Genomic DNA, 24,193 nt, shown 5'->3' on the forward strand with positions numbered 1-24,193 from the left:
TAAGTAAGAATGAAGTCAGGGATGCAAATGCCAGAGCAGCCGAGAAGTCGGCGGCAGACGCGCGCTGCCATTTTGACTCATCTGCTTCAGTTCGGCGGCTCGTTCCGGCCGCCGCTGGCGAAGGCCGTTCGCCTGTCCGAAGCGAGCCTGTCGCGCATCCTGTTCGATCTCAAAGCCGAAGGCCTGATCGAGGAAATCAGGCGCCCTGCCCCTTATGTCGGCGGCCCAACGGGTCTGGTGGCCCTTGATGGTTCAGTGGCACTTGCCGCATTCGAGCTGAGCACCCAGAGGCTCAGTCTCGGCGTGGGCAGCCTGTCGGGCGAGCTGCACTACACCGAACGTGTCCCGCTGCCGCAAACGCCGACCAACGAGGCCGTCGGCCGTGTGTTCCGCGAGGCCATGACATTGCTGCGCGACTGGACGCGGCGCCGCCGCATCACCCTCGCGCAGATCGGCGTCTCCATTCCGGGCCTCGGCCGGCTCAGCGTGTCGGGCAATCCGATCATTCCGTGCGATGTCGGGCGCATCCGCGACATGCTCGATGGCATGTTTGCCGACGTGCCTGCCGAGTTCACCAATTCGGTCGTCGCCCACGCCACCTTTCACCGCTGCCGCACCGAGAACTATCCCTTCAGCGACACCCACCTTTTCGTCCTCGTCAGCCACGGCGTGGCCGGCGCCTGGATGGACGATCCCGGCGAGGCCGATGCCCTGCAACCCATTGAGCTCGGCCACATGGTGTTCGGGCCAGGAGGACCGCGCTGCCGCTGCGGCCATCATGGCTGCGTCGAGGCCTATACGTCGCTGACGGCGCTGGCCGAGCTCCTCGGCGTTGCCGAAGTCGAGCTGCTCCAGCTCGGCAGCGAATGGGTGAACGCGATTCCGCTCTCATCGCGCGCTCGTCAGGATCTGCACCGGCGGCTGTTCCGGCTCGGGCTCGCGATCGGCAACACATTGAACGTGAAGCCATGCGGCGGGGTCGCGATCAGTGGCTGGCCGTCGCTTCTCGGCGAGGACGACCGCAAGGCGGTGATCGACGGGATCGATGCCTGCCTGCTGGGCGGCCGAACCCTCGCGCAAACCTCCCTCGTTTTCGTGCCGCCCTCGACCGGCAACGATCCGCAGGCAGCGCTGGCCTTCGCCGCCTTTTGTCTCGCCAGCCGCGGTGGAATGCCCGCGGCATCGACGGAGGCGGCCTGACATGCCCTGAGACGCGCAGTCTCAACGTGCCAAGAAAGTTCACATCCGGGAGGAACTTGCCATGCCGATCACAACAACAAGGCGCCGTCTGCTCGCTGGATCTGCTGCCATGATTGCGCTGCCGGCCTTTGCCCGTGCCCAAGGCGCCGTCAAGCCGCGCCTGACCGCGATCTCGCAATGGTCCGCGGGCAGCGATGGCGCCGCGATCACCGCGCTCGGCAAGAAGTTCGAGGAGAAAGGCGGCGTCTGGCAGCACTCGCCGGTCCCCGGCTTCACCACCGAGATGATGAACAAGCTGCGTGCCCAGATCATCGCCGGCGATCCGCCGGCCTGCTCGCAGCTCAAGGGGCCCGAGATTGCGGCCTGGTCGAAGATCGCTCCGACCGTCGATCTCGACGCACTTGTCGCGGCCGCCGGCTATGAGAACGTGGTCGCGCCGGATCTTGCGAAATTGCATAAGCCGGCCGGCAAGTGGATCGCGCTGCCCTTGCAAATCTACAGCACCAACATGCTGTTCCTCTCCAAGCGCGCGATGGACAAGGCTAAGGCCGACAAGATCCCCGTCACCTGGACCGAATTCAATGATCTCGCCGAAAAGATGAAAGCGGGCGGCGTCGCATACCCCGTCGCCAACGGCGGCACCCGCCCCGATGATGGGCAGAAGTTCGAAGCCGCTTTGGCGGGCATCAGTCCAGCCGTCTATCGCACGGCCATCATGAGTCTCGACGAGAAGGCCCTGAAGGCCCCTGAGATCAAGGCTGCCTTCGCGCAGGTCCGCAAGATCGCCGACTGGATGGACCCGAACGTCGGCGCCCAGCACTTCTCGACCAATCTGAAGCGCTTCGTCGACGGCGACATGGGGATGATGATCATGGGCGGCTGGGCGCAGGGCGTGTTGCGCAACGCCGGCTTCAAGTTCGAAGACTTCACGATTGCCCCGGGACCGAGCGACAATGGCAAGCCGGTCTTCCTGTTGAACGCCGATGCCTTCATCTTCTGGCAGCGCAAGGAGGCGGACCTGCAGGCCGGCCAGACGCTGATGGCCCAGCTCGTCATGGATCCAGCGATCCAGACCATGTACTCGCAGATCACGGGATCGATCCCCGTGCGCACCGATGTCGATCTCTCGGGCGAAGGCTGGTCGGACGGTCAACGCCGGACCGCAGCAGCGCTGAAGGATGCGATCGCCAGCAACCAGGCCGTCCTCAGCCTTGCACACAACATGGCGCAGGAAAACGGCATGACGGCAGCGATGATCGACGTGATCACGGAGTTCGTGAAGAACAAGACCATCAAGCCGGAGCAAGCCGCCACACGCCTCGCCGACGCGGTCGAGGGCGCGCGTTGATCCTCACCGTCTCGACAAGACCGGGCCGGCCCGCTGCTTCTGACATGGTCCACCGGCTGCCCGAAGTTCTGGCGATCTGGGTGCCGCTGCTGCTGTCAGCGGCGCACCTGATAGCGTTCTCGCTGTGGACGATCTGGATATCGTTCACGCCATCCACTCTGGTCCCTGTTACGGGGTGGGTGGGTTTGCGTAACTATTCCGCGGTTGCGGCCTCGCGGAATTGGCAGATCGCGCTCGACAATCTGCTGCTGTTTGGCAGCGCCTTCGTGCTGCTGAGCCTGGCGACCGGGCTCATCCTCGCCATCCTGCTCGATCAGCGCATTCGCGGCGAGAACGTGCTGCGCTCGATCTTTCTCTATCCCCTGGCGGTATCGTTCGTGGTAACCGGCACGGTCTGGAGCTGGCTGCTCAATCCTGGTCTTGGAATCCAGAAGCTGGTCCACGACCTCGGCTGGACCTCCTTCCGGTTCGACTGGCTGATCGACCGCGACATGGCGATCTGGACCATCGTCATCGCGGCGATCTGGCAATCCTCCGGCTTTGCCATGGCGCTCTTCCTCGCCGGCCTCCGCTCTGTCGATGCCGACCTGATCAAGGCCGCGCAGATCGACGGCGCCGGAGCTATCAGGATGCACCGGCGCGTCATCCTGCCGACGCTGTGGCCAATCACTGTCACCGTCATCGTCATCCAATTGCAGTTCGCGATTTCGACCTTCGACCTCGTCCGTGCGCTCACCAATGGCGGGCCAGGAATTGCGACCCAGCTGCCGGCGCTTGTCGTCTATGACCTGATGTTCCAGCGCAGCCTGCTCGGCCGGGGCGCGGCGGCGGCGGTCCTCATGCTGCTCATTCTACTTGCGGTGCTGCTGCCCTATGCAGCGTGGCGCTATATCCAGCGGCGGCGGGCAATCGATGCGTGAGCGAACCTTGGCACCAGGCCGGATCCTGATCTATCTCATCGTTTCGCTGATCGCGGTCGCCTGGCTCGCGCCATTGGCCGTGGTCGTACTGAATTCGCTGCGGACAAACGAGGAGATCGCGCAGGGCTCGATGATCGGCTGGCCGCAGCACCTGGCGTGGAGCAACTACGCCGCCGCCTGGAGCGGCTTCTGCGTCGCCGAGACCTGCGCCGGCATCCGGCCATACATGCTGAACTCCGCGATCGTGACCATTCCCGCGACGATTTTCTCGACCCTGCTGGGCGCGCTCGCGGGTTACGCGGTCTCGCTCTGGCGCTTTCGCGGCGACAGCTGGATCTACGGCATCGTCACGCTCGGCATCTTCCTTCCCCAGCAGATGCGTCTGCTGCCCTGGACCATTGTGCTGCGCGACACCGGCCTGATGAACACGCTCACGGGGCTGGTCGTGATTCACACGATCCAGGGGCTTTCCTTCACCACCCTGTTCTGCCGAAACTACTACGTTGCCATTCCGCAGGAGTTGATCCGAGCGGCGCGCATCGATGGCGCAGGGTTCTTTCGCATCTTCTGGCGTATCATCCTGCCGCTCTCGCCGCCGATCCTGGTCGTCACCGTGATCTGGCAGTTCACGCATATCTGGAACGAATTCCTCTATGGCGTGACATTCACGACGGGTCAGCAGCAGCCGGTCACCGCCGCGCTGATCGCGCTCTCCGCCGCGGTCGCCGATATCCCGCAGCATGGCGTGCAAAGTGCCGCGGTGATGATCGCTGCCCTGCCGACGCTGGTGATCTATCTGATCGGCGGCAAATACTTCGTGCGCGGCCTCACCGCCGGCGCAGTGAAATGATGGATTCGTCATGACAGCATTGAGCATTCGCGCCCTGTCGAAGCGCTACGCCAATCTGGAGGTGCTGAAGGGCATCAACCTGGATATCGAGAGCGGCGAGTTCACCGTGCTGGTCGGGCCGTCCGGCTGCGGCAAGTCCACGCTGCTCAACATCGTTGCCGGGCTCGACCGCGCCAGCGCAGGCACGGTGGAAATCGGCGGACGCGTCGTCAACGACGTCCCGCCAAAAGACCGCGACATCGCCATGGTGTTCCAGTCCTACGCGCTCTACCCGTCGATGACGGTGCGCCAGAACATCACCTTCGGCATGGAGTGCCGGCATGTGCCGAAGGCGGAACAGGAGAAGGCGGTCGCGAATGTTGCAAAACTGCTCCAGATCGAGCCGCTGCTCGGCCGCAAGCCGTCGCAGCTCTCAGGCGGGCAGCGCCAGCGCGTGGCGATGGGCCGCGCATTGGTGCGCGATCCCCTGCTCTTTCTGTTCGACGAGCCGCTCTCCAATCTCGATGCCAAGCTGCGCGTCGAGATGCGGATGGAGATCAAGCGGCTGCACCAGCGCATCGGCGCCACCATGATCTATGTCACCCACGACCAGATCGAGGCGATGACGATGGCGACGCGGATCGCCGTGATGCACCAGGGCAGCGTGCAGCAATTCGCCGACCCCGATACCGTGTACCGCTATCCCGCCAATCTGTTCGTCGCCCGCTTCATGGGCTCGCCGCCGATGAACACGATGCCGGCCCGGCTCGAGGCAGATAGCAGCGGGCTGGTGGCGGTGATCGGTGCCGGACGGCCGGACGAAGTTCGGCTGCGCCTGAGGAGCTATGACGCGGCCGCTTCCTATGTCGGCCGCACCGTGGTGCTCGGCATCAGGCCGGAATGCATCGCCGAGGGCAGCCGCGTGTTCTCCGCCGAGGCGCCCATCGTCGTCAACGCACCAGTGGAGATGGTCGAGCCCACCGGGGCCGAGACCATCGTGCTGCTGCGACTGGGCGGCGAGCCCGCTCAGGCCCGCATCTCGCCGGACGTCCGACCCGCGCCCGGCGACGTGGCGCCCTTCGCGCTCGACACCCGCCGCATTTGCCTGTTCGACCCCGAGACGGAGCGACTGATCGCATGACAAAGACGAGCTATGCCGGCCTCGCCGGCCGCGTGGTGTTGATCACCGGAGGCGCCAGCGGCATCGGCGCCGCTTTCGTGCGCGCCTTCGCCGCCCAGGGCGCCCGCGTCGCCTTCCTCGACATCGATGAAGCGGCCGGCGGGGCGTTGGTCGCGGAGGTGACGTCCGCCTCCGGTACGGCGCCCCTGTTCGTGCCCTGCGACCTCCTCGACATCGACGCCTTGCGAGCCGCCATGGCGCAGGTTCACGGAACGCTCGGCGATGCGGCGGTCCTCGTCAACAACGCCGCCAACGACCACCGCCAAGTGCTGTCAGAGGTGACGCCGGCCGAATTCGACTGGATGATCGGCATCAACCTCAAGCACGTCTTCTTTGCCGCACAGGCCGTGGTGCCTCAGATGCAGGCGCGCGGCGGCGGCTCGATCATCAACATGTCGTCGGTGGCCTGGATGCGCGGCGCGCCGGCGCTGCCGGTCTACGCCGGGGCGAAGGCGGCGATCGTCGGCTTTACCAACTCGCTGGCGCGGGCGGTCGGGTCCGACCGCATCCGCGTCAACGCCATCGCGCCGGGCATGGTGATCACCGAGCGCCAGCGCCGGCTGTGGTATCCGGACGAGCAGGTCATCGCCGAGTTTCGCACCCGACAGGCCATTGCCGAGCCGGTGACGCCCGAAGACGTCGCCAACATGGCGCTGTTTCTCGCATCCGACGAGAGCCAACGCATCACCAGCCAGTGTTTTCGGGTCGATGGCGGCTTGGCTTAGGTAGGATGCGGCCATCCTTGCGCAACAAGCGCGGTTTCGTAGGGTGAGCACCGCAGCGTGCCCACCACCTTTCCGTGGGCACGCTTCGCTCTGCCCACCTACAAGGCCGTCGTCTTAGCGCCGGCCTTTCCGCATCGTCGCCAGCACAATGTCGGCGGCGAGCACGCTCGGCGATCGGTTTCCGGTGGACATGATCTGATCGAGCTGCGCGAACGCTTCGACTTGCTGCCGCCGCAGCGGCGAATCCGTCAGCGCGTCAGCGAGCGCCGGGGCGAGCTTCTCGGGCGTACACTCCTCCTGCAAGAACTCCGGAATGACGTCCTTGCCGATCACGAGATTGGCGAGGATCACCGAGGAGACGCGGATCGCGCGGCGCAGGATGAAGGCTTCCATGGCGCCGACGCGATAGGCCGTCACCATCGGAATGCCCGACAGCGCGAGCTCCAGCGTCACCGTCCCCGACTTTGCCAGCGCCGCACGCGCAATGCGGAAGGCGGCGCGCCTCTCGTTTTCGCCGATCACGATTTGCGGCTTGACCGGCCAGTTCGCGATGCCTTCGCGCACGGTGGCTACGAGATGCGGCATGGTCGGCAGCATGAGCTCGAAGGAGCGCCCCTCCGCCTGAAGCCGCCCGAGCGTTGCGCCAAACACCTCGAGATGATGCCGGATCTCGCTGCGGCGGCTGCCGGGCAGCACCAGCAGCACCGGCGGCTCGGCATCGCGGCGGCGCCGCTCCTCGGTATTCGGGCGCAACGAGGTCAATTGCTCGATCAGGGGATGGCCGACATAGCTGCACGGCGGCCCGCCGAGCTTGCGGTATTCCTCCGGCTCGAACGGCAGCAGGCCGAGCACATGGTCGACATAGCCGAGCATGGTCCGCGCCCGTCCCGGCCGCCACGCCCAGAGCTGCGGCGAGACATAGTCGACCACCGGGATCGCCGAATTCTTCGCGCGAACGCGGCGGGCGACGCGATGGGTGAAGTCTGGGCTGTCGATGATGACGAGCGCGTCGGGCGGTGCCTGCAGCACGGCGTCCACGGTCTGGCGGATCAGCCGCAGGATTTTCGGCAATTGCTGCACCACCGCGGCGAAGCCGACGATCGACAGCTCCTCGATCGGAAACAGCGACTCCAGCCCCTCGCGCGCCATGGTGCGGCCACCGATGCCTTCGAACTGCACGCCGTCGCCGAGGCGCTGGCGCAGCACCTTCATCAGGGCGCTGCCGAGCCTGTCGCCGGATTCCTCCGTCGCGATCAGGAAGATCCTGCGCTTGGGATCGCGGCTCTGCATCATGCCGGCAAGCCGATGACGAAGAGATACTTTGCGTCGGCAAGCGCGATCATCGCCTGCGGCTCGGCGGCGATGGTGTTGCCGGCGATGACCGCGATGCCGGCAAGGCCGGCCTTGGCGACGCCCTCGATGGTGCGCGGGCCGATCGTCGGCAAGTCGAAGCGCAGATCCTGGCCGCTCTTCGGCGCCTTCACCAGCACGCCGCGGCCCATCGCGGCACGGATCCGCCCCTCCTCGCGCAGGCGCGCGACGCGCGCGAGCAGCGCGTCGGTGCCCTCGATGTCCTCGACCGCCACGACATGGCCGTCGATCACCACCGCAGCCTGACCGATGTCGAACGGGCCGAGCGCGGTCAGCACCGCGCGGCCGCGCGCGATGTCGGCCTTGGCATTGTCGGCGGGCCAGGCGCGACTGATGCAGCCCTCGGGCATCAAGAGATCGGGTGCGACATCCTTGATGCCGACCATGCGGAAGCCGTCCTGCTCGAGGATGCGACCGACGCCGGACAAGAGATGATCGTCGCCGCCGCGGAAGGCGCGAATGACGTTGCCGAGCAGGCGCAGCGTCTTGACGTCGAACCTGATCTCGGAAAGCGAGGGCCGCACCAAGGTGCCGATGAAGATCAGGTCGCGGCAGCCCTCCTCGCGGAACAGCCGCATGGCGCGGCCGAGCTGGCCGATCGAGATCCAACGATGGCGGAATTTCTCCACCCGCGCCGGATCGCAGGCCCCACGCAGCGGAAACAGCACCGGCGTGATGCCGCGCGCGGCGAGCGAGTCGGCGACCGCGAACGGCATCGCCCCGCCGCCGGCGACGATGCCGACCGGCGATGAAACTTCTGACGCCGCCGATGTCATGCCCGCGGCCATGCCAGGATCACTTTGCGATGGCAGGAAGACAGAGCGGGCGCTTGCCCTTTCCGATGAAGTCGAGGATTTCGGCAATCGCCGGATCCTCGCTCGCGAGCGGACGCACCGCCTCCAGCCGCGCGGCGAACGTGCCGGGGCCGTGGAAGAGTTTTTGGTAGAACGCGCGCACGGCGGCAAGCCGCTGCTTGGTGAATTTGCGCCGCTTCATGCCGATCAGGTTGAGGCTCTCCAGCACCGCATACTGGCCGTTGGCGAGCCCATACGGGATGATGTCATCGCGCACGCCCGAGAGGCCGCCGACCATCACATAGGAGCCGATGCGGGTGAACTGATGCACCGCCGAGAGGCCGCCGATATAGACGGCGTCGCCGATCTCGCAGTGCCCGCCGAGCGTCGCCGAGGTCGCGAAGATCGCGTTGTTGCCGACGATGCAGTCATGGCCGACATGGCTGTTGTTCATGAAGTAGCCGTCGTTGCCGACGCGCGTCTTCCCGCCTCCCTTGACGGTGCCGACGTTCATCGTCGCGCCTTCGCGGATGGTGTTGCCGGACCCGATCTCGAGCGTGGTCGGATCGCCCTTGTAGCTGAGGTCCTGCGGCGCGCCGCCGAGCACCGCAAACGGCGAGATCACGCAATTGTCGCCGACCGAGGTATGGCCGATGACCGTGACCTGCCCGATCAGCTTGCAATTCGCGCCGATCACGGCATGCGGGCCGATGATGCAATAGGGCCCGATCTCGGTGCCGGCGCCGATCACGGCGCCGTCCGCCACGCGTGCGGTGGGATCAATCTTGCTCATCAGGCAATCTTACTCATCAAGAAGGTCAGCTTATCTGTTGAAGTCGCTCGCTTTTCCGGTGGTTAGCGCGACCGGGCCCGATCTGTCCAGTGACGTATCTATGGGCGCATTTCACCGGACGGTCGAAGCAATCGCCTCGGCACGTGAACGACTTCATCCTCCGCATGAAGAAGCGCGCCGGAAGCGCCCTCAATCCGTCAGCATGGCGCCGACGTCGGCTTCCGCGACGACCTGGCCGTTGACCTTGGCATCGCCGTGAAACCACCACATCGCCTTGCGGCGGCCGAGCGAGCGCATGTGATACTCGATGGTGTCGCCGGGCAGCACCGGCTTGCGGAATTTGCACTTGTCGATGGTGAGGAAGTAGACCGCGCGCGGCTTCTCGGTGCCCTCGACCGACTTGATGCCGATCACGCCCGCGGTCTGCGCCATTGCCTCGATCATCATGACGCCGGGATAGACCGGGCGCTCGGGGAAGTGCCCCTGGAAGGCCGGCTCGTTGAACGTGACGTTCTTGATGCCGATGCCGCTGTAATCGGCGCGGATGTTGATGACGCGGTCGATCAGCAGCATCGGAAAACGGTGCGGCAGCGTTTGGAGGATCGCGTTGATGTCCACCAGCTCGAACTTAACAGGTGATTCCTCCGTCATTCCCGTCCCTCGTCCTTCGGATCGGCCTTGCTGTCGCGTACCAGGCGCTCCACCGCGATGATCTCCTTGAACCACTGTTTGGTCGGCTTGGCGAAATGCCCGCCCCAGCGCCCGCCCGGTGGGATGTCGTCCTTGACGGCGCTCATGGCGGTCACCTGGGCCCCGTCGCCGATCTTGAGGTGGTTGTTGATTCCAACCTTCGCTCCCAGCGCCACGTTGTCGCCGATGGTCAGGCTGCCGGCGAGCCCGATCTGGGCCGCCAGCAGGCAGTGCCGGCCGATCGTCACATTGTGGCCGATCTGGACCTGATTGTCGATTTTGGTCCCCTCGCCGATCACCGTGTCGCGCAAGGACCCGCGGTCGATCGTGGTATTGGCACCGACCTCGACGTCGTTCTGGATCAGGACCCGACCGGTCTGCGGCACCTTCAGATGGCCTTCGGGGCCGAAGAAGATGAAGCCGTAGCCGTCCTGGCCTATCGAGCAGCCGGGATGGATCAGCACGTTGTTGCCGATCAGCGCGCACTGGATGGCGGTGCGGGCGCCGACATTGCAGTCGCGGCCGATCTTGACGCCGGGGCCGATCACCGCACCGACGCCGACCACCGTGCCGCTGCCGATCTCCACGTCCGGGCCGATCACCGCCAGGGGATCGACGATCACGCCGTCCTCGAGCCGCGCCGTGGGGTCGATGACGGCGGAGGACGCGATGCCCGCATTGCCGACCCAGGATTGCGGCCGTAGCGCATCCCCGTGCCATTCCCGTGCGATCCTGACGAAAGCGCGGAACGGCTGCGCCGCCCGCAGCACGGCCACATGCGCGGGCACCTGGGCTTCGAAACGCGGGCTGACGAGGCAGGCGCCGGCCTTGGTCGCCTTGAGCTGGTCGGCATATTTGAGGTTGTCGAAGAACGCCAGATGCATCGGGCCGGCTTCATCCAGCGAAGCGAGACCCGTGATGATCTGGCCGCCCCTGCCGGGGTCGACAAGCTGCGCCTTCGTCAGCGTGGCGATATCGGCCAGTGCTGTGGCAGGCGGTTTTGTGAAGAAGGTCGGCTGCGCCATTCCACCCCGTCGCGGTCCGGCTTCGGCATGAAGCGGCTAGGCCGCATCATGCCTCATCTCATGGATTGAGCACGATCTTTTTGGCATCCGGCCCCCAACTGGGGCCGGATCATGCCCTGCTGATCGAATTAGAACGTGGTACCGCCGCCGAACCGGAACTCCTGCGTGCGGTCGTACTTGCCCTTGGTGAGCGGCACGGCGTAGTCGAAGCGCAGCGGTCCGAACGGCGACTGCCAGATCAGGCCGACACCGACCGACGAGCGGACCACCTTGCTGTCGTCATAGATCAGGCCGGTACAGGTTCCCGCGGTCACCGGATTGGTGGTCGAGGGGATGCAGTTCGAGTTGGCTGGCGTGGTCGTTTCGCCGGTCACGCTCCACGTCGTCGGTCCCTTGTAGTCATACAGACCGCCGGCATCGGCATAGACCGCACCCTTCAGGCCCACTTCCTTCGGCAAGAACCAGAACGGCATCTGCAATTCGAGCGAAGCGCCCCAGTACTTGGTGCCGCCGAGCGCGTCCTGCGTGTCGAACGGATTGATGTCGCGCGGACCGATGCCGTTCGGCGCGAAGCCGCGGACGAGGTTCGGGCCCATCTGGAAGTGATCGAGCATGCGCAGATCTTTGTTGCCGATCTGGTTCAGCATGCCGCCCTGCACGTGCACGAGGCCGACGATATCGGACACCAGCGGAGCGTAGTACTTCGCGTCGATCACCGACTTCAGGTAGGAGACGTCGCCGCCGACGCCGGCGAAGTCCTGACGGAAGTCGATGAGCAGACCGTCGGTCGGGTTCTTGTTGTTGTCCAGCGTGTTGTAGGTCAGCGAGTAGCCGAGCGCCGAAGTCAGGGTCTTGCCGCCAGCGAGCTCCTTGCGCACCGGCAGCGAGGCTTCGCCATCGCTATAGCAGCCCAGGCCGTTGGTCGAAGCGGCAAGGGGGATACCAGTTGCGTTGGAGAAGGCCGGGCTCGGGTTGAACGCAGGATTCGGCGTGCCATCAGGCAGGAATTGCACGTTGTTACAGTTCGCAAGGTAGCCCGGCAGCGAAATTTCCTGCTGGTAGATCGAGTAGCGCAGCTGGAGCGCGAGATCTTCACGCAAGGAGAAGCCGAGGCGCGGCGAGAAGCCGAGCGTCTTGGTGCCGTAGGAGATGTAGCTGTTGGACAGCTGCTGGCGCTGGTAGAGGTCGAGGCCGAGCGCGACCCGGTAGTCGAGCAGATACGGCTCGACGAACGACAACGAGTAGCCGCGGGCATACTGGCCATAAGTCACCGCCGCCTTGGCGAACAGGCCGCGGCCGAGCAGGTTGCGCTCAGAGATCGAGACTTCGGCCAGCGCGCCGTCGGTGGTGGAGTAACCGCCCGAGATCGAGAAGTCGCCGGTCGATTTCTCTTCCATGTCCACGATCAGGATGACGCGGTCACTCGAGGAGCCGGGCTCCGTCGTGATCTTCACGCTCTTGAAGTAGTCGAGGTTCTTCAGGCGCCGCTCGGCACGATCGACCAGCGCGCGGTTGTAGGCATCGCCCTCTGAGATGTCGAACTCGCGGCGGATCACGTAGTCGCGCGTGCGGGTATTGCCGCGCAAATTGATGCGCTCGATATAGGTGCGCGGGCCCTCGTCGATGTTGAACACGACGGAGACGGTGTGCGCCTCGAAGTTGCGGTCGCCGCCGGGGCGGACCACGGCGAAGGCGTAGCCGCGGCGCGAGGCCTCGATCTGCATCTCCTCGACCGACTTCTCGACCGATTCGACGTTGTAGAGCGAGCCGACATTGACGCGCGAATAGGCGCGCATCGAGGTGGGATCGAAGTTCGGGATGCTGGAGCGGAAATCGACCGCGCCGACGCGGTATTGCGCGCCTTCCTCGATCTTGAAGGTGACGTTGAAGCCCTTCTTCTCGGGATCGTATTCGGTGAGCGCGGCCACGACCTGCACGTCGGCAAAGCCGTTCTTGAGATAGAAGCGGCGGATCAGGTCGCGGTCGGCTTCGACGCGGTCGGGATCGTAGATGTCGCCGCTGGCGAGGAAGCTCAGCAGATTCGATTCGCGCGTCTTGATGACGTCGCGCAGGCGGTAGGACGAGAACGCGTTGTTGCCGACGAACTCGATCGACTTGACGCCGGTCTTGGCGCCCTCCTCGATCGTGAAGATCAGGTCGACACGGTTGTTCGGCTGCTCGATGATTTCAGGCGTGACGCGCACGTCGTAGCGGCCGGACCGGCGATAGATCTCGGCGATTCGCAGCGTGTCGGACTGCACCATGGCGCGGGAGAAAGTGCCGCGCGCCTTGGACTGGACCTCGGCGGTGAGCTGCTCGTCCTTGATCTTCTTGTTGCCCTCGAAGGCGATACGGCCGATCACCGGGTTTTCCACAACGGAGACGATGATCTGGCCGGCGGGGCCTCGGTTGATCCTGACGTCCTGGAACAGGCCGGTCTCGATCAGGGCCTTGAGGCCGTCGTCGATGGCGGCTTGATCCAAGCGGCCACCCGGACCCGGCTTGAAATAGGAGCGGATCGTCTCGACCTCGACACGGCGATTTCCTTCGACGGAAATCGACTGAACGGTCTGAGCGAGCGCAGACGAAGACACGAAAACAGCCCCGACCGGGGCAACCACCGGCGCGCCGAACATGATCAGGGTTGCGAGCAAGCCCCCCCGGAGTCGCAGTCCAAACTTCATGCGCAACGCGCCCTTATCATTCCGTACCAGACCCAACCCCAACGCCGGTCCGGGAGATTCCCCAAGTTCAGGGCCGCTTGTAGCCAATTTCACCGACGCCGCAAACGGCCGAGCGCGCCGCAATTTCAATTTCATTCCAAGACGTTGCTGAACAGCAACGCCATCGTTCGCGCCACAAAAAAGCCCCTATCAGGAAGCCGCCATCCGAAGGATGTCGTTGTAGGTCGCAAACACCATCAGCATCAGCACCAAACCGAGTCCGATTCGGAACCCCATCTCCTGAGTCCGTTCGGACAGGGGCCTGCCGCGCACCACTTCGGCCGCATAGAACATAAGATGACCGCCATCGAGCAGGGGAATCGGGAACAGGTTCAACAGGCCGATCGACACTGACAGCACTGCGCACAGGTTGATCACGAACTGGAACCCGGCGCTCGCCGCCTGCCCCGACATCTTCGCGATTCCCAGGACGCCGCTGACCTCGTTGGGATTGCCCTGCCCGACGAACAGCGAGCCCAGGAACTTGAACGTGCTGGTGATGATAAACCAGACCTGCTCGACGCCGATCTTGAGCGCTTCGCCGATGCCGACCGGAGCGGTCGAGGCCTCCCCGGCCTGCGACTTGTGCTCGACGCCAAGCACGCCGACGCGGTGGCTGTTGCCGAAGGGATCCTTGCGCTCGAGCAGCGCCGGAGTGGCGGTCAGCGACACGATGGCGCCATCCCGCTTCACCTGGAACGTAAGCGCGGAACCAGCATTCATCGCAACGATTCGCTGCATGTCGGCGAAGCTCTCGATCGGCTTGCCGTCGATCTGGACGACAACGTCCCCGATCTTGAAGCCGGCCGCAGCCGCCGCACCGTCGGCGACGACGCCGTCGACGCGCGCGATCGTGCTCGGCTTGCCGTAGTACAGCGCCATGCCGGCGAAGATCAGCGCGCCCAGGATGAAATTGGCGATCGGGCCGGCCGCGACGATGGCGGCGCGGGGACCGACCTTCTTGTGGTGGAAGCTGCCGGCGCGCTCCTCCTCGGTCATGGCCGCGAGCGTCTCCGCCGACGGGGTCGAGGCCTCGCTCTCGTCGCCGAAGAACTTGACGTAGCCGCCGAGCGGGATCGCCGAAATCTTCCAGCGCGTGCCGTGGCGGTCGTTGAAACCGACCAGCTCTGGTCCGAAGCCGAGCGAGAAGGTCAACACGCGAACGCCTGCCCAGCGCGCGACCAGAAAATGGCCGAGCTCGTGGAAGAACACGACGATGGTCAGGACGAACAGGAAGGGAACCACGTAGCCGAGAAGCCCATGGCTCAAGGCATTGAAACTATGGACGAAAAAGTCGATCATCGATTCCCCTTATCCAGCGCCGCAAGGCCCTGGCCCAAGCCATCTAGGATGCCTTTAAGGCAATTTGAGGCAATAGGGCGGCAGCTCTATTTCGAGCAACATGGTCAACACAGATTGCATCATCGGCGGAGGTCATCGGCGCCTGGTTGCCGCCGCGGATCCAGTCATCGAGCGTCGCCTCCACCAGCCGCGCGATCGCGCCGAACCGGATCTTGCCGGCGATGAAGGCGGCGACCGCGACCTCGTTGGCGGCGTTGTAGACGGTGGTCGCCCCTTTCCCGGTCCGGAGCGAATCGAAGGCCAGGCGCAACCCGGGGAAGCGCTCGAAGTCCGGCGCCTCGAAGGTCAGCTGGCCGATCTTGGCGAGGTCCAGCTTTGCCGCCGGCCCCTTGATCCGGTCCGGCCAGCCCAGGCAGTGCGCGATCGGCGTGCGCATGTCGGGCGCGCCGAGCTGGGCCATCACCGAACGGTCGGAGAACTCGACCATGCCGTGGATGATAGACTGCGGATGCACGAGAACATCGATCTCGTCGGGCGAGAGCGCGAACAGATAGGACGCCTCGATCACCTCGAGGCCCTTGTTCATCATCGAGGCCGAATCGATCGTGATCTTCTGGCCCATGCTCCAGTTCGGATGCTTCAGGGCCTGCTCCAGCGTCGCCTGCTCGATGTCGGCCGGCTTCCAGGTGCGGAACGGGCCGCCCGAGGCCGTGATGATGACGCGGACCAGCTCGTCGCGATTGCCCGATGCCAAGGCCTGAAACAGCGCGTTGTGCTCAGAATCGGCTGGCAGGATGCAGGCGCCCGCTTTCGCCGCGCGCTGCATGAAGAAATCGCCGGCGCAGACGAGACATTCCTTGTTGGCGAGCGCGACATGGGCGCCGCGATCGACCGCGGCGAGCGCCGGCTTCAGTCCGGCGGCGCCGCTGACGGCGGCCATGACCCAATCGGCCGGCCGGGCGCCGGCCTCGATCACCGCGCTTTCGCCGGCGCCGCATTCGGTGCTGGTGCCGGCGAGCGCAGCCTTGAGCTCGGGGAGCTTGGAGGTGTCGGCGATCGCGACATAGCGCGCGGAGAATTCCTTCGCGAGCTTGGCGAGCGCCGCGACGTTGCCGTTCGCGGTCAAGGCTTCGACGCGGTAGCGCTCGGGCGAGGCGCGCAGCAAATCCATCGTGCTGTCGCCGATCGAGCCGGTGGCGCCGAGAACCGTGACGCTGCGGACGTCGGACGCAGCAAGCCTGTTGTTACGCAATGGGACTGCGCTCATATCCTCACCAAACCATAAGACCGCTTCCGGCGCTATGCACACCATGGCGAACAAAGCCGACAATCCATGCCATCAGGATGGCGGCAACAAAGCCGTCCAGGCGGTCCATAAGGCCGCCATGGCCGGGAATTAAGTGACTGGAATCCTTGACGCCGAAGCGGCGCTTCACCGCGGATTCGAACAGATCGCCGGCTTGCGATACCACCGACAGGATGGCGCTGACGAGCAGCAGCGGAACGGCCTTGCCGATCCCGCAGGCCGCAAACCCGCCTGCGACCGCAAGGCTGGCCACGAAGCCGCCGAGCGCGCCGGACCAGGTCTTCTTCGGGCTGACGCGCGGCCACAGCTTCGGCCCGCCGATGCTGCGCCCCGCGAAATAGCCGCCGATATCGGTCGCCCACACCACCAGCAGCACGAACATCAGCGCGGAGAAGCCGTTGACGAGATCCTTCCGCACCAGGATCGAGGCGAGCAGCGCCGCCGACGCATAGGCGAAGCCGGTCGCGGCCCAGACGAACTTGCCGCGTGCGATCACAGTCACGATCGCGCCGCCGATGAAGCCGACGACGATCGCGGTCTTGAGCGCGCCGGCGGCCACGCACAAGCCCATCATGGCGATGGCGATCGTCCCCGCCCCGGTCAGCGCGGTCGAGCCCGCCCCCACCACCATCAGCCATTCCGCGAACAGACCGATCGACACCAGGGTGACGAGCAGCGCCCACAGCCAGCCGCCGGCATAGGCGAGCGCAATGGCGAGCGGCGCCAGCACCAGCGCTGCGAGAACCCGCATCACGAGATTGCTCGGGGTCGGCTTTTCGCCCGCCGATGCGGCGTCGGGTTCGCTCACGAGGCGGTTTTCGCGACCAGACCGCCGAAACGGCGCTCGCGCCTGGCAAATTCGGCGATCGCGCCTTCCAGCGCCGCCTTGTCGAAATCGGGCCAATGGATCGGCACGAACACGAGCTCGCTGTAGGCCGCCTGCCACATCAGGAAGTTGGACAGGCGCTGCTCGCCGCTGGTGCGGATGATGAGATCGGGATCGGGAATGTCGGGCGCATCGAGATGCGCGCCCAGCGCCTCGGCGTCGATCGTATCAGGGTCGCGCTTTCCTTCTGCAACTTCGCGCGCGAGCTTCTGCGCCGCTTTCGCGATCTCCTGGCGCGAGCCGTAGTTGAAGGCAACCACGAGCGTCAGGCGCGTGTTGTCGCGCGTCAGTTCCTCGGCCTCGTTCAGAAGCGCACAGATGTCGCTTTCGAGCCCGTCCCGCTCGCCGATGATGCGCACCTTGACGCCATCGCGATGCAGGCTCGCCAGGTCGTTGCGGATGAAGCGCCGCAGCAAGCCAAACAGATCGCCGATCTCGCTCGCCGGGCGCGACCAGTTCTCCGACGAGAACGAGAAGATGGTGAGATAGCGGATGCCGAGCTCGTGCGAGGCACGCACCACGCGGCGCAACGCCTCGACACCGCGGCGATGCCCTTCCGCGCGCGGCAGGCCGCGCGCGGCCGCCCAACGCCCGTTGCCATCCATGATGATGGCGACATGCGCAGGCGCATCGGACCGGTCGGGTCCTTCCGTTGCGGGCGCGGCGGCGTTGGACATGATGTCGGCCTCAAAGCATGATCCGGACCCGAAGGGCCGCGTTAGCGCAAAGTGCGAAGCGGTCTTCCGAAGAGATCATGCGCGAACAATAACCTAAAGCACGATGACCATTCATCGTGCTTTAGACAGTCAGGATTTCTTTTTCCTTGGCGGCCAGCAGCTGGTCGATCTCGGCGATGGTGCCGTCGGTCGCCTTCTGCACCTCGTCAGCATGACGCTTCTGATCGTCCTCCGACATCTCGTGATTCTTCTCGAGCTTCTTGAGAACGTCGAGACCGTCGCGGCGGACATGGCGCGCGGCGACCTTGGCGGCTTCGGCATATTTGTGCGCGACCTTGACCAGCTCCTTACGGCGCTCCTCGTTGAGCTCGGGGATGCGCAGGCGCAGCACCTGGCCCTCGGTCGCGGGCGAGAGGCCCAGATTGGAATCGACGATCGCCTTCTCCACCGCCTTGACCATCGACTTGTCCCAGACCTGCACCGAGATCAGGCGCGGCTCCGGCACGCTGACGGTAGCGAGCTGGTTGAGCGGCATGTGGCTGCCATAGGCATCGACCTGCACCGGATCGAGCATCGAGGCCGAGGCGCGCCCCGTGCGCAGGCCGCCAAGCTCGTGTTTGAGCGACTGGACGGCGCCCTGCATGCGGCGCTTCACTTCGTTGAGGTCGAAATTACCCGTGGCCATCACGTTTCTCCTTCAAAATCCCGGCGACCTCTCCGCGACCCTGCCTTTTTGGGGCGCGTCAGACGAGCCGTCAGCCGGCGACGATGGTTCCGTGGCCGCCGCCACGCAGAATCGCGCCGATCGAACCCGGCTCCGCGATCGAGAACACGATGATAGGCAGCGACGTCTCGCGGGCAAGCGCGAAGGCGGTCGCATCCATCACCTTGTAGCCGCCCTCGATCGCCTGGGAATGCGTCAGCCGGTCGAACCGCGTGGCGGTCGGATCCTTCTTGGGGTCGGCCGAGTAGACGCCGTCGACATTGGTCGCCTTCAGCACCGCCTGGGCGCCGATCTCGGCGGCACGCAGCACCGCCGTTGTGTCGGTGGTAAAGAACGGATTGCCGGTTCCGCCGCCGAGCAGCAGGATTCGGCCCTCGGCGAGATATTTGTGCGCCGCCGCGCGGGTAAAAAGCTCGGAGATCTCGGGCATGACAAAGGCCGAGAGAGCCCTCGCCGGCGCGCCCTTGCGCTCGATCGTGGCTTCGAGCGCGAGGCAGTTCATCATCGTGGCCAGCATGCCCATGGTGTCGCCGGTCGGGCGTGATACGCCGCGGGAGGACACCTCGACGCCGCGAAAGATATTGCCGCCGCCGATCACGACCGCAACCTCGGTGCCGAGCTGGCGGGCGGCGATCAAATCGTCCGCAACCCGGTCCATGGTCGGCTGATCGATGCCAAAGCCTTGCTGTCCCGCGAGATATTCGCCGGACAGCTTGATCACGACGCGACGATAGACCGGATCAGTCATGAGCACTTTCCTTGTCCGGGCGCCGCTTCCGGCGGCACGGCCGGAAGGAACGTTCCGGCGCTTACTTCTTGCCGCTGGCCGCCGCGACCTCGGCTGCGAAGTCGCTTTCCTGCTTCTCGATTCCCTCGCCGAGAGCATAGCGCACAAACCCGGCGATCTTCACAGCGCCGCCGACCTTGCCTTCCGCTTCCTTCACCGCCTGCGCCACCGACTTGCCGGTGTCGTGGATGAAGGCCTGCTCGAGCAGGCAGACTTCCTTGTAGTAGGTCTTGAGGCCGGACTCGACGATCTTCTCGATCACGTTCTCGGGCTTGCCCTGCTGGCGGTACTTGTCGGCGAGCACGTCCTTTTCGCGCTTGACGACCGCCGGATCGAGGCCGGACGGATCGAGCGCCAGCGGGTTGGTGGCGGCGACATGCATCGCGATCTGGCGGCCGAGCGCTGCGAGCTCGTCGGCCTTGCCGGGCGATTCCAGCGCCACGATAACGCCCATCTTGCCGGCGCCGTCGATGACGGCACCGTGCACATAGTGCGACACTACGCCCTGGCTGACTTCAAGCGCGGCGGCACGGCGCAGCGTCATGTTCTCGCCGATGGTGGCGATCGCGTCATTGATCGCAGCTTCGATCGTGACGTCGCCGACCTTGGCGGCCTTAATCTTCTCGACATCGGCGCCGACGTCGAAGGCGACCTGGGCGATCATCTTCACCAGGCCCTGGAACTGGCCGTTGCGCGCGACGAAGTCGGTCTCGGAGTTGACCTCGACCACGACGCCCTTGGTGCCCTTGGTGAGCGCGCCGATCAGACCCTCGGCGGCGACGCGGCCGGACTTCTTGGCGGCCTTGGACAGGCCCTTCTTGCGCAGCCAGTCCTGCGCCGCTTCCATGTCGCCATTGGTCTCGGTGAGCGCGGCCTTGCAGTCCATCATGCCCGCGCCGGTCGACTCGCGCAGGTCCTTGACCATCGCAGCTGTGATCGTTGCCATCGTTGAAAATCCTTCTTGCCTGCCGGTTTGCCGCGGCGTGGCACTAATTGCCCCGCCGCGGTCCATCTCAGGAATTCGCGTCAACTGAATGAAATGGTGGCCGGATCCGGTCCGGCCAATCCACCGCTCGTTTTGACTATTCCGCTTCCGCGGTCAGCGCCTTGGCCTTGGCCACCCAGGCATCCGCGCGGCTCGGCAGACCGACTTCTTCGCCGATCGTGTGCGCGGTGTCGTGGTCGAGCTCGGCGAGCTGCCAGTAATGGAAGATGCCGAGGTCGTTGAACTTCTTCTCGATCGCACCCGACACGCCCGGGAGCTTCTTGAGGTCGTCGGCGGTGCCGCGCGGACCGGCAAGGCCCTGGAAGCCGCTCGAGGAAGGGGCCGGCAGCTCTTCGGCGATCGGCTGGGCCGAAGCGCCGACATCGATGCCCGAATCGCCCTGGGCACGCGAGATGCCGTCGATCGCGGCGCGCGCGACCAGGTCGCAATACAGCGAAATGGCGCGGCCGGCGTCGTCATTGCCCGGCACCACATAGGTGATGCCCTTCGGATCTGAATTGGTGTCGACGATCGCGGCGACCGGGATGTTGAGGCGCTGGGCCTCCTGGATCGCGATGTCTTCCTTGTTGGTGTCGATCACGAAGATCAGGTCGGGAAGACCGCCCATGTCCTTGATGCCGCCGAGCGAGCGGTCGAGCTTGTCGCGCTCGCGCTGAAGCGTCAGGCGCTCCTTCTTCGTGTAGGAATTGGCCTCACCGCCCGAGAGCACGTCGTCGAGATGACGCAGGCGCTTGATCGAGGCCGAGATCGTCTTCCAGTTGGTCAGCGTGCCGCCGAGCCAGCGCGAATTGACGAAATACTGCGCGCAGCGCTTGGCCGCATCGGCAACGCCGTCCTGCGCCTGGCGCTTGGTGCCGACGAACAGGATGCGGCCGCCCTTGGCAACCGTGTCGCTGACGGCCTGAAGGGCCTGGTGCAGCATCGGCACGGTCTGGGCGAGATCGACGATGTGGATGTTGTTGCGGGTGCCGAAAATGAAGGGAGCCATTTTCGGATTCCAGCGGTGAGACTGGTGACCAAAGTGCACGCCGGCTTCGAGCAGCTGACGCATAGTGAAATCGGGCAGTGCCATCGTTCTAATTCTCCGGTTGGTTCCTCCGGAAACGTGTGAGCAAAACGGAGCGTTCTCGCCCCGGCTGCCACCGGACGGCCTTGTGAGCCATGTTTCCGTGTGAGATGGCGCGCTATATAGCGCCATTTCGGCCAGAAGCAAGGAAATAAGGGCCATTCGGGGGCGGTTTTCGCCCGCCGAAGGCTGCTTCCGCGAGGCTTCCGCCCTGCCCTAGCACTTCGGCTGGTTGGGCGGGCACTTCTTCGCGGCGGCGGGCGGCGCCGCGGGACGCGGCGGCGGTGCGGCCGGCCGCGGTGGCGGGGCAACCGCCATCCGCGGTGGCGGCGGGGGCGCCGGCCGGGCTGCCGGTGGCGGCGGCGCAGGCGCAGGCCGCGCGGCCGCTACAGGCGGAGCCACCCGGGCAGGTGGAGGCGATGCGACGCGCGGCGGAGGCGGTGGTGCCGGGCGTGCGGCGGCTGCCGGCGGCGCAGGCGTCGGCCTCGCCACCGCCTGGGGCCGCGGTGCTGGCGCCGAGGGGCGGGTCGCCTGCGCTGGTGCTGCCGACGGAAGATGCTGCGGCCTCACCGGCTCGTGCGCAGCGGAAGGTGGTGGCGCGGCCGGTCGTCCGGCGGGGCGCGCAGATGTTCCGGCAGGGGGTGGCGCCGAGGCGGCCGGCTCGCGGGTTGCGGACTTGGCGCGATCCGCAGGCCCGGTCACGGCCGGCGCTCCCGCGACCGGCGGCTTCGGCGCCTGGCCAGGCGCAGCAGTCGGGTTCGTCGGCGTGACGGCAGTAGCCGGAGCAGTCGTCGTGGGCGCACCGGGATGGGCCGACGGCGTTGTGCCGGCCCCCGTGGCGGTCGCCGCCCCCGGATGCACCGGCGCTGTCGTGCCGGGTGCCGTCGCGGTGGGCGCGGGCTTGCCGCCGGGTGGGGTCCCCGTTGACGGCGCGGGCGGACCGCCCTGGGCTCCGGGAACCGGCAATGTGTTGGCTTGAGGCAATCTGGCCGGCGGCGCGGGGGATGGCGCCGCGGTCGGTGCGACATTTGCCCGCGTCGCCGGGGACGTCCCCGGCCTTGCCGTCGGCTGGATCGTCGCGCTCTGCGGCATCGGCGCCTTGCCCTGCTGGATCAAGGCGGCGCGCTGGGCGACGGCCTGCGGCACCGCCGGACCTGCGGGGTTGGCGCGGCCGGCCACCGCCGGCGCCAGGCTGGCCGCTCCGACGCCGCCCCCCGGCGGCGGCGTCAGCGGGCGGTTGATCACAGTGTTGATGACGGTCGTGTTGTGGATGTTCTGGTAGATGATGTTGTTCGGCGGCGGCGCGACATAGATTGGCGGGCGGACGAACACCGGGATCGGCACGAACACCGGCTGCGGCAGCACGAACAGCCCGACCACCGGCAGCGGCGGCGGCAGCACGACGAAATCCGGCGGCGGTGGCGGCAGATAATAGACCGGCGGCGGAGGTGGCGGCACGAAGCCGAAATCAGGGTCGCTGAAGTACAGCACCGGACGGTCGACATAGACCACCTCCTCCGGCGGCGGTGGCGGCACGTCGTAATCCAGCATGGCGAAGCTCGGCGGCGGCTCGAGCGGCGCGGTCAGGATCGCAAGCCTGCGCCGTGCGTCGCCGGCGTGCGGCCCGCGCGGATAGCGGCGCAGATAGGACCAATAGGCATCCGGCGTGTCGGCGCGATAAGTCCGCCGCCAGGTGATCGCCTCGCGGCGCGCCGCCACGATCGCCATGACGCGCTTCGACAAGGGATCGCCGGGATAGGCCGCGAGAAACTCCTCGTAAGCCGGCAGCGTGTCGCGCGCGAGCGCGGCGGCATAGGCATCCTGCACGCCGAGATCGCGGATCGGCTTGCTCCGGATCGCGGCGACCTGGTCGGGCGCAACCTCCGGCGGCGGTGCATCGGGACCGCGCTCGAAGAACGAGAACTGCGCCGAGGTCTTCTGCTCGTTCCAGGGCACCTGCGCGCCCTTGGAGGATTCGTTGACGCGCAGGCGGACGCGGTCGAACACGTCGGGCAGCGCCAGCCCGCCGGTGCGGATCATCTCGGCCAGCGACTGGGCGTAGATGCCGTAGGGCCCCGGCTCCTCCGGCGCGACCGTGCCGGGCGCGGCGTTGAAGGCGATCAGCATGTTCGGCTCGGGCTCGACCAGCGCCAGGCCGCTGGCGATCGGCTGGCCGCCTTCGATGAAGGGCTGGGCGCGAGCCGCATCGAGCACGACGATATTGGCCTTGAGCTGGATCGACGCGAGCTGGCGCACATAGTCGCTGATGCGCAGGGCCTCGGTCGGAATGTCGGTGTCGCGGCTGATGTTCGAATCGACCGGGATGAAATAGTTCTCGCCTGCAAGCTGCACGCCGTAGCCGGCCAGATAGATCATCGCGACGGTGCCGGGGCCCGAGGCCTGGGCCTTCTGGATGAAATCGCGAAAGCTCTTGCGCAGCGTGTCGCCATCGAGATCGCGCGCGCCGACCACGTCGAAGCCCGCCGCCTGCAGTGTCTGCGCGATCAGGCCGGCATCGTTCGCGGTTGTCGCCAGCGGCGATTTCGCATACGCGCCATTGCCGACCACGAGCGCGATGCGCTTTTCCGGCTGCTGCGCGCGCGCCTGATCCGCCGCGCCCACGGCAAGGACCGCGAGTGGCAGGAGAAGGCAGATGAAGGCTCTGAGCGTCCCACGCATGGCTTGCTTGCCCGGCTTTGTTCGTTGAAGTGCCAAGTGCGCATCAGACGCGCGGCTGGCTGAATGGCGGTTGAACGAAAGGCTTGGATTGAGGCGACGGCATGGCGGCCCGGTTAACGGCGTCAGCGCCAGGTGAGCTTCAGGTCAGGTTCAAGTCAGTTT

21 protein-coding genes are annotated in these 24,193 nt (G+C 65.9%); 6 read left to right on the forward strand and 15 right to left on the reverse strand.

Features of this window, described 5'->3' with window-relative positions; translation table 11 throughout:
* The first annotated feature begins 21 nt into the window (after positions 1-21).
* The 6 genes from AC5V87_RS22340 (at position 22) to AC5V87_RS22365 (ending at position 6,202) form a co-directional block, all read left to right on the forward strand.
* Positions 22-1,200: an ROK family transcriptional regulator gene (locus AC5V87_RS22340; RefSeq protein ID WP_495367774.1), complete on the forward strand. Its 1,179-nt coding sequence runs from the start codon at positions 22-24 to the stop codon at positions 1,198-1,200.
* A 61-nt stretch (positions 1,201-1,261) separates the two neighbouring features.
* Complete coding sequence (locus AC5V87_RS22345) at positions 1,262-2,548, forward strand: ABC transporter substrate-binding protein (RefSeq protein ID WP_456838252.1); 1,287 nt, start codon at positions 1,262-1,264, stop codon at positions 2,546-2,548.
* Positions 2,545-3,468 (forward strand): carbohydrate ABC transporter permease, encoded by a 924-nt coding sequence (locus AC5V87_RS22350; protein WP_456838251.1) that lies wholly within the window; start codon positions 2,545-2,547, stop codon positions 3,466-3,468. Before AC5V87_RS22345 ends, AC5V87_RS22350 begins: the two co-directional genes overlap by 4 nt.
* Positions 3,461-4,318 carry a carbohydrate ABC transporter permease gene (locus tag AC5V87_RS22355; protein WP_456838250.1) on the forward strand — a complete coding sequence of 286 codons (858 nt, stop codon included), beginning with the start codon at positions 3,461-3,463 and terminating at the stop codon, positions 4,316-4,318. Before AC5V87_RS22350 ends, AC5V87_RS22355 begins: the two co-directional genes overlap by 8 nt.
* Before the next feature lie 10 nt (positions 4,319-4,328).
* A complete protein-coding gene (locus AC5V87_RS22360) occupies positions 4,329-5,438 on the forward strand; it encodes an ABC transporter ATP-binding protein (RefSeq protein WP_456838249.1) in 1,110 nt (369 codons plus the stop codon).
* The gene (locus AC5V87_RS22365) at positions 5,435-6,202 is read left to right on the forward strand and encodes an SDR family NAD(P)-dependent oxidoreductase (protein ID WP_456838248.1); all 768 of its coding nucleotides are present in this window, start codon (positions 5,435-5,437) and stop codon (positions 6,200-6,202) included. The genes AC5V87_RS22360 and AC5V87_RS22365 overlap by 4 nt, the downstream gene beginning before the upstream one ends.
* 114 nt (positions 6,203-6,316) lie before the next feature.
* Here AC5V87_RS22365 and lpxB read toward each other — a convergent pair whose 3' ends face one another.
* The 15 genes from lpxB to AC5V87_RS22440 all read right to left on the reverse strand — a co-directional run bounded on the left by lpxB (position 6,317) and on the right by AC5V87_RS22440 (position 24,031).
* A complete protein-coding gene (lpxB, locus tag AC5V87_RS22370; protein WP_456838247.1) occupies positions 6,317-7,495 on the reverse strand; it encodes a lipid-A-disaccharide synthase in 1,179 nt (392 codons plus the stop codon).
* Positions 7,492-8,349, reverse strand: a complete 858-nt coding sequence (locus AC5V87_RS22375; RefSeq protein WP_456843325.1) for an LpxI family protein — start codon at positions 8,347-8,349, stop codon at positions 7,492-7,494. The genes lpxB and AC5V87_RS22375 overlap by 4 nt, the downstream gene beginning before the upstream one ends.
* Before the next feature lie 19 nt (positions 8,350-8,368).
* Positions 8,369-9,160 carry an acyl-ACP--UDP-N-acetylglucosamine O-acyltransferase gene (gene lpxA, locus AC5V87_RS22380; RefSeq protein WP_456838246.1) on the reverse strand — a complete coding sequence of 264 codons (792 nt, stop codon included), beginning with the start codon at positions 9,158-9,160 and terminating at the stop codon, positions 8,369-8,371.
* Positions 9,161-9,349: 189 nt separating this feature from the next.
* Positions 9,350-9,811, reverse strand: coding sequence for a 3-hydroxyacyl-ACP dehydratase FabZ (gene fabZ, locus AC5V87_RS22385; protein ID WP_035702330.1), 462 nt, complete (start codon positions 9,809-9,811; stop codon positions 9,350-9,352).
* A complete protein-coding gene (lpxD, locus tag AC5V87_RS22390; protein WP_456838245.1) occupies positions 9,808-10,875 on the reverse strand; it encodes a UDP-3-O-(3-hydroxymyristoyl)glucosamine N-acyltransferase in 1,068 nt (355 codons plus the stop codon). The genes fabZ and lpxD overlap by 4 nt, the downstream gene beginning before the upstream one ends.
* A 128-nt stretch (positions 10,876-11,003) precedes the next feature.
* Positions 11,004-13,559 (reverse strand): outer membrane protein assembly factor BamA, encoded by a 2,556-nt coding sequence (bamA, locus tag AC5V87_RS22395; RefSeq protein ID WP_456838244.1) that lies wholly within the window; start codon positions 13,557-13,559, stop codon positions 11,004-11,006.
* Between the two features lie 189 nt (positions 13,560-13,748).
* Positions 13,749-14,900, reverse strand: a complete 1,152-nt coding sequence (gene rseP, locus AC5V87_RS22400) for an RIP metalloprotease RseP (protein WP_456838243.1) — start codon at positions 14,898-14,900, stop codon at positions 13,749-13,751.
* 43 nt (positions 14,901-14,943) lie between these two features.
* Positions 14,944-16,167 carry a 1-deoxy-D-xylulose-5-phosphate reductoisomerase gene (dxr, locus tag AC5V87_RS22405; RefSeq protein ID WP_495367776.1) on the reverse strand — a complete coding sequence of 408 codons (1,224 nt, stop codon included), beginning with the start codon at positions 16,165-16,167 and terminating at the stop codon, positions 14,944-14,946.
* A gap of 4 nt (positions 16,168-16,171) precedes the next feature.
* Entirely contained in the window at positions 16,172-17,014 is an 843-nt protein-coding gene (locus AC5V87_RS22410) for a phosphatidate cytidylyltransferase (protein WP_456838241.1), read from the reverse strand.
* Entirely contained in the window at positions 17,011-17,769 is a 759-nt protein-coding gene (locus AC5V87_RS22415) for an isoprenyl transferase (RefSeq protein WP_456838240.1), read from the reverse strand. Before AC5V87_RS22415 ends, AC5V87_RS22410 begins: the two co-directional genes overlap by 4 nt.
* A gap of 121 nt (positions 17,770-17,890) precedes the next feature.
* Complete coding sequence (gene frr, locus AC5V87_RS22420) at positions 17,891-18,454, reverse strand: ribosome recycling factor (protein ID WP_212432439.1); 564 nt, start codon at positions 18,452-18,454, stop codon at positions 17,891-17,893.
* A 70-nt stretch (positions 18,455-18,524) separates the two neighbouring features.
* Entirely contained in the window at positions 18,525-19,241 is a 717-nt protein-coding gene (pyrH, locus tag AC5V87_RS22425) for a UMP kinase (protein ID WP_456838239.1), read from the reverse strand.
* Positions 19,242-19,302: 61 nt separating this feature from the next.
* The gene (gene tsf / locus AC5V87_RS22430) at positions 19,303-20,226 is read right to left on the reverse strand and encodes a translation elongation factor Ts (RefSeq protein ID WP_456838238.1); all 924 of its coding nucleotides are present in this window, start codon (positions 20,224-20,226) and stop codon (positions 19,303-19,305) included.
* A gap of 136 nt (positions 20,227-20,362) precedes the next feature.
* Entirely contained in the window at positions 20,363-21,358 is a 996-nt protein-coding gene (locus AC5V87_RS22435; RefSeq protein WP_456838237.1) for a 30S ribosomal protein S2, read from the reverse strand.
* A gap of 210 nt (positions 21,359-21,568) precedes the next feature.
* Positions 21,569-24,031, reverse strand: a complete 2,463-nt coding sequence (locus AC5V87_RS22440; RefSeq protein WP_456838236.1) for a caspase family protein — start codon at positions 24,029-24,031, stop codon at positions 21,569-21,571.
* Between the last annotated feature and the right edge of the window lie 162 nt (positions 24,032-24,193).

The sequence above is a fragment of the Bradyrhizobium sp. SOJA106 genome, from assembly GCF_059448745.1.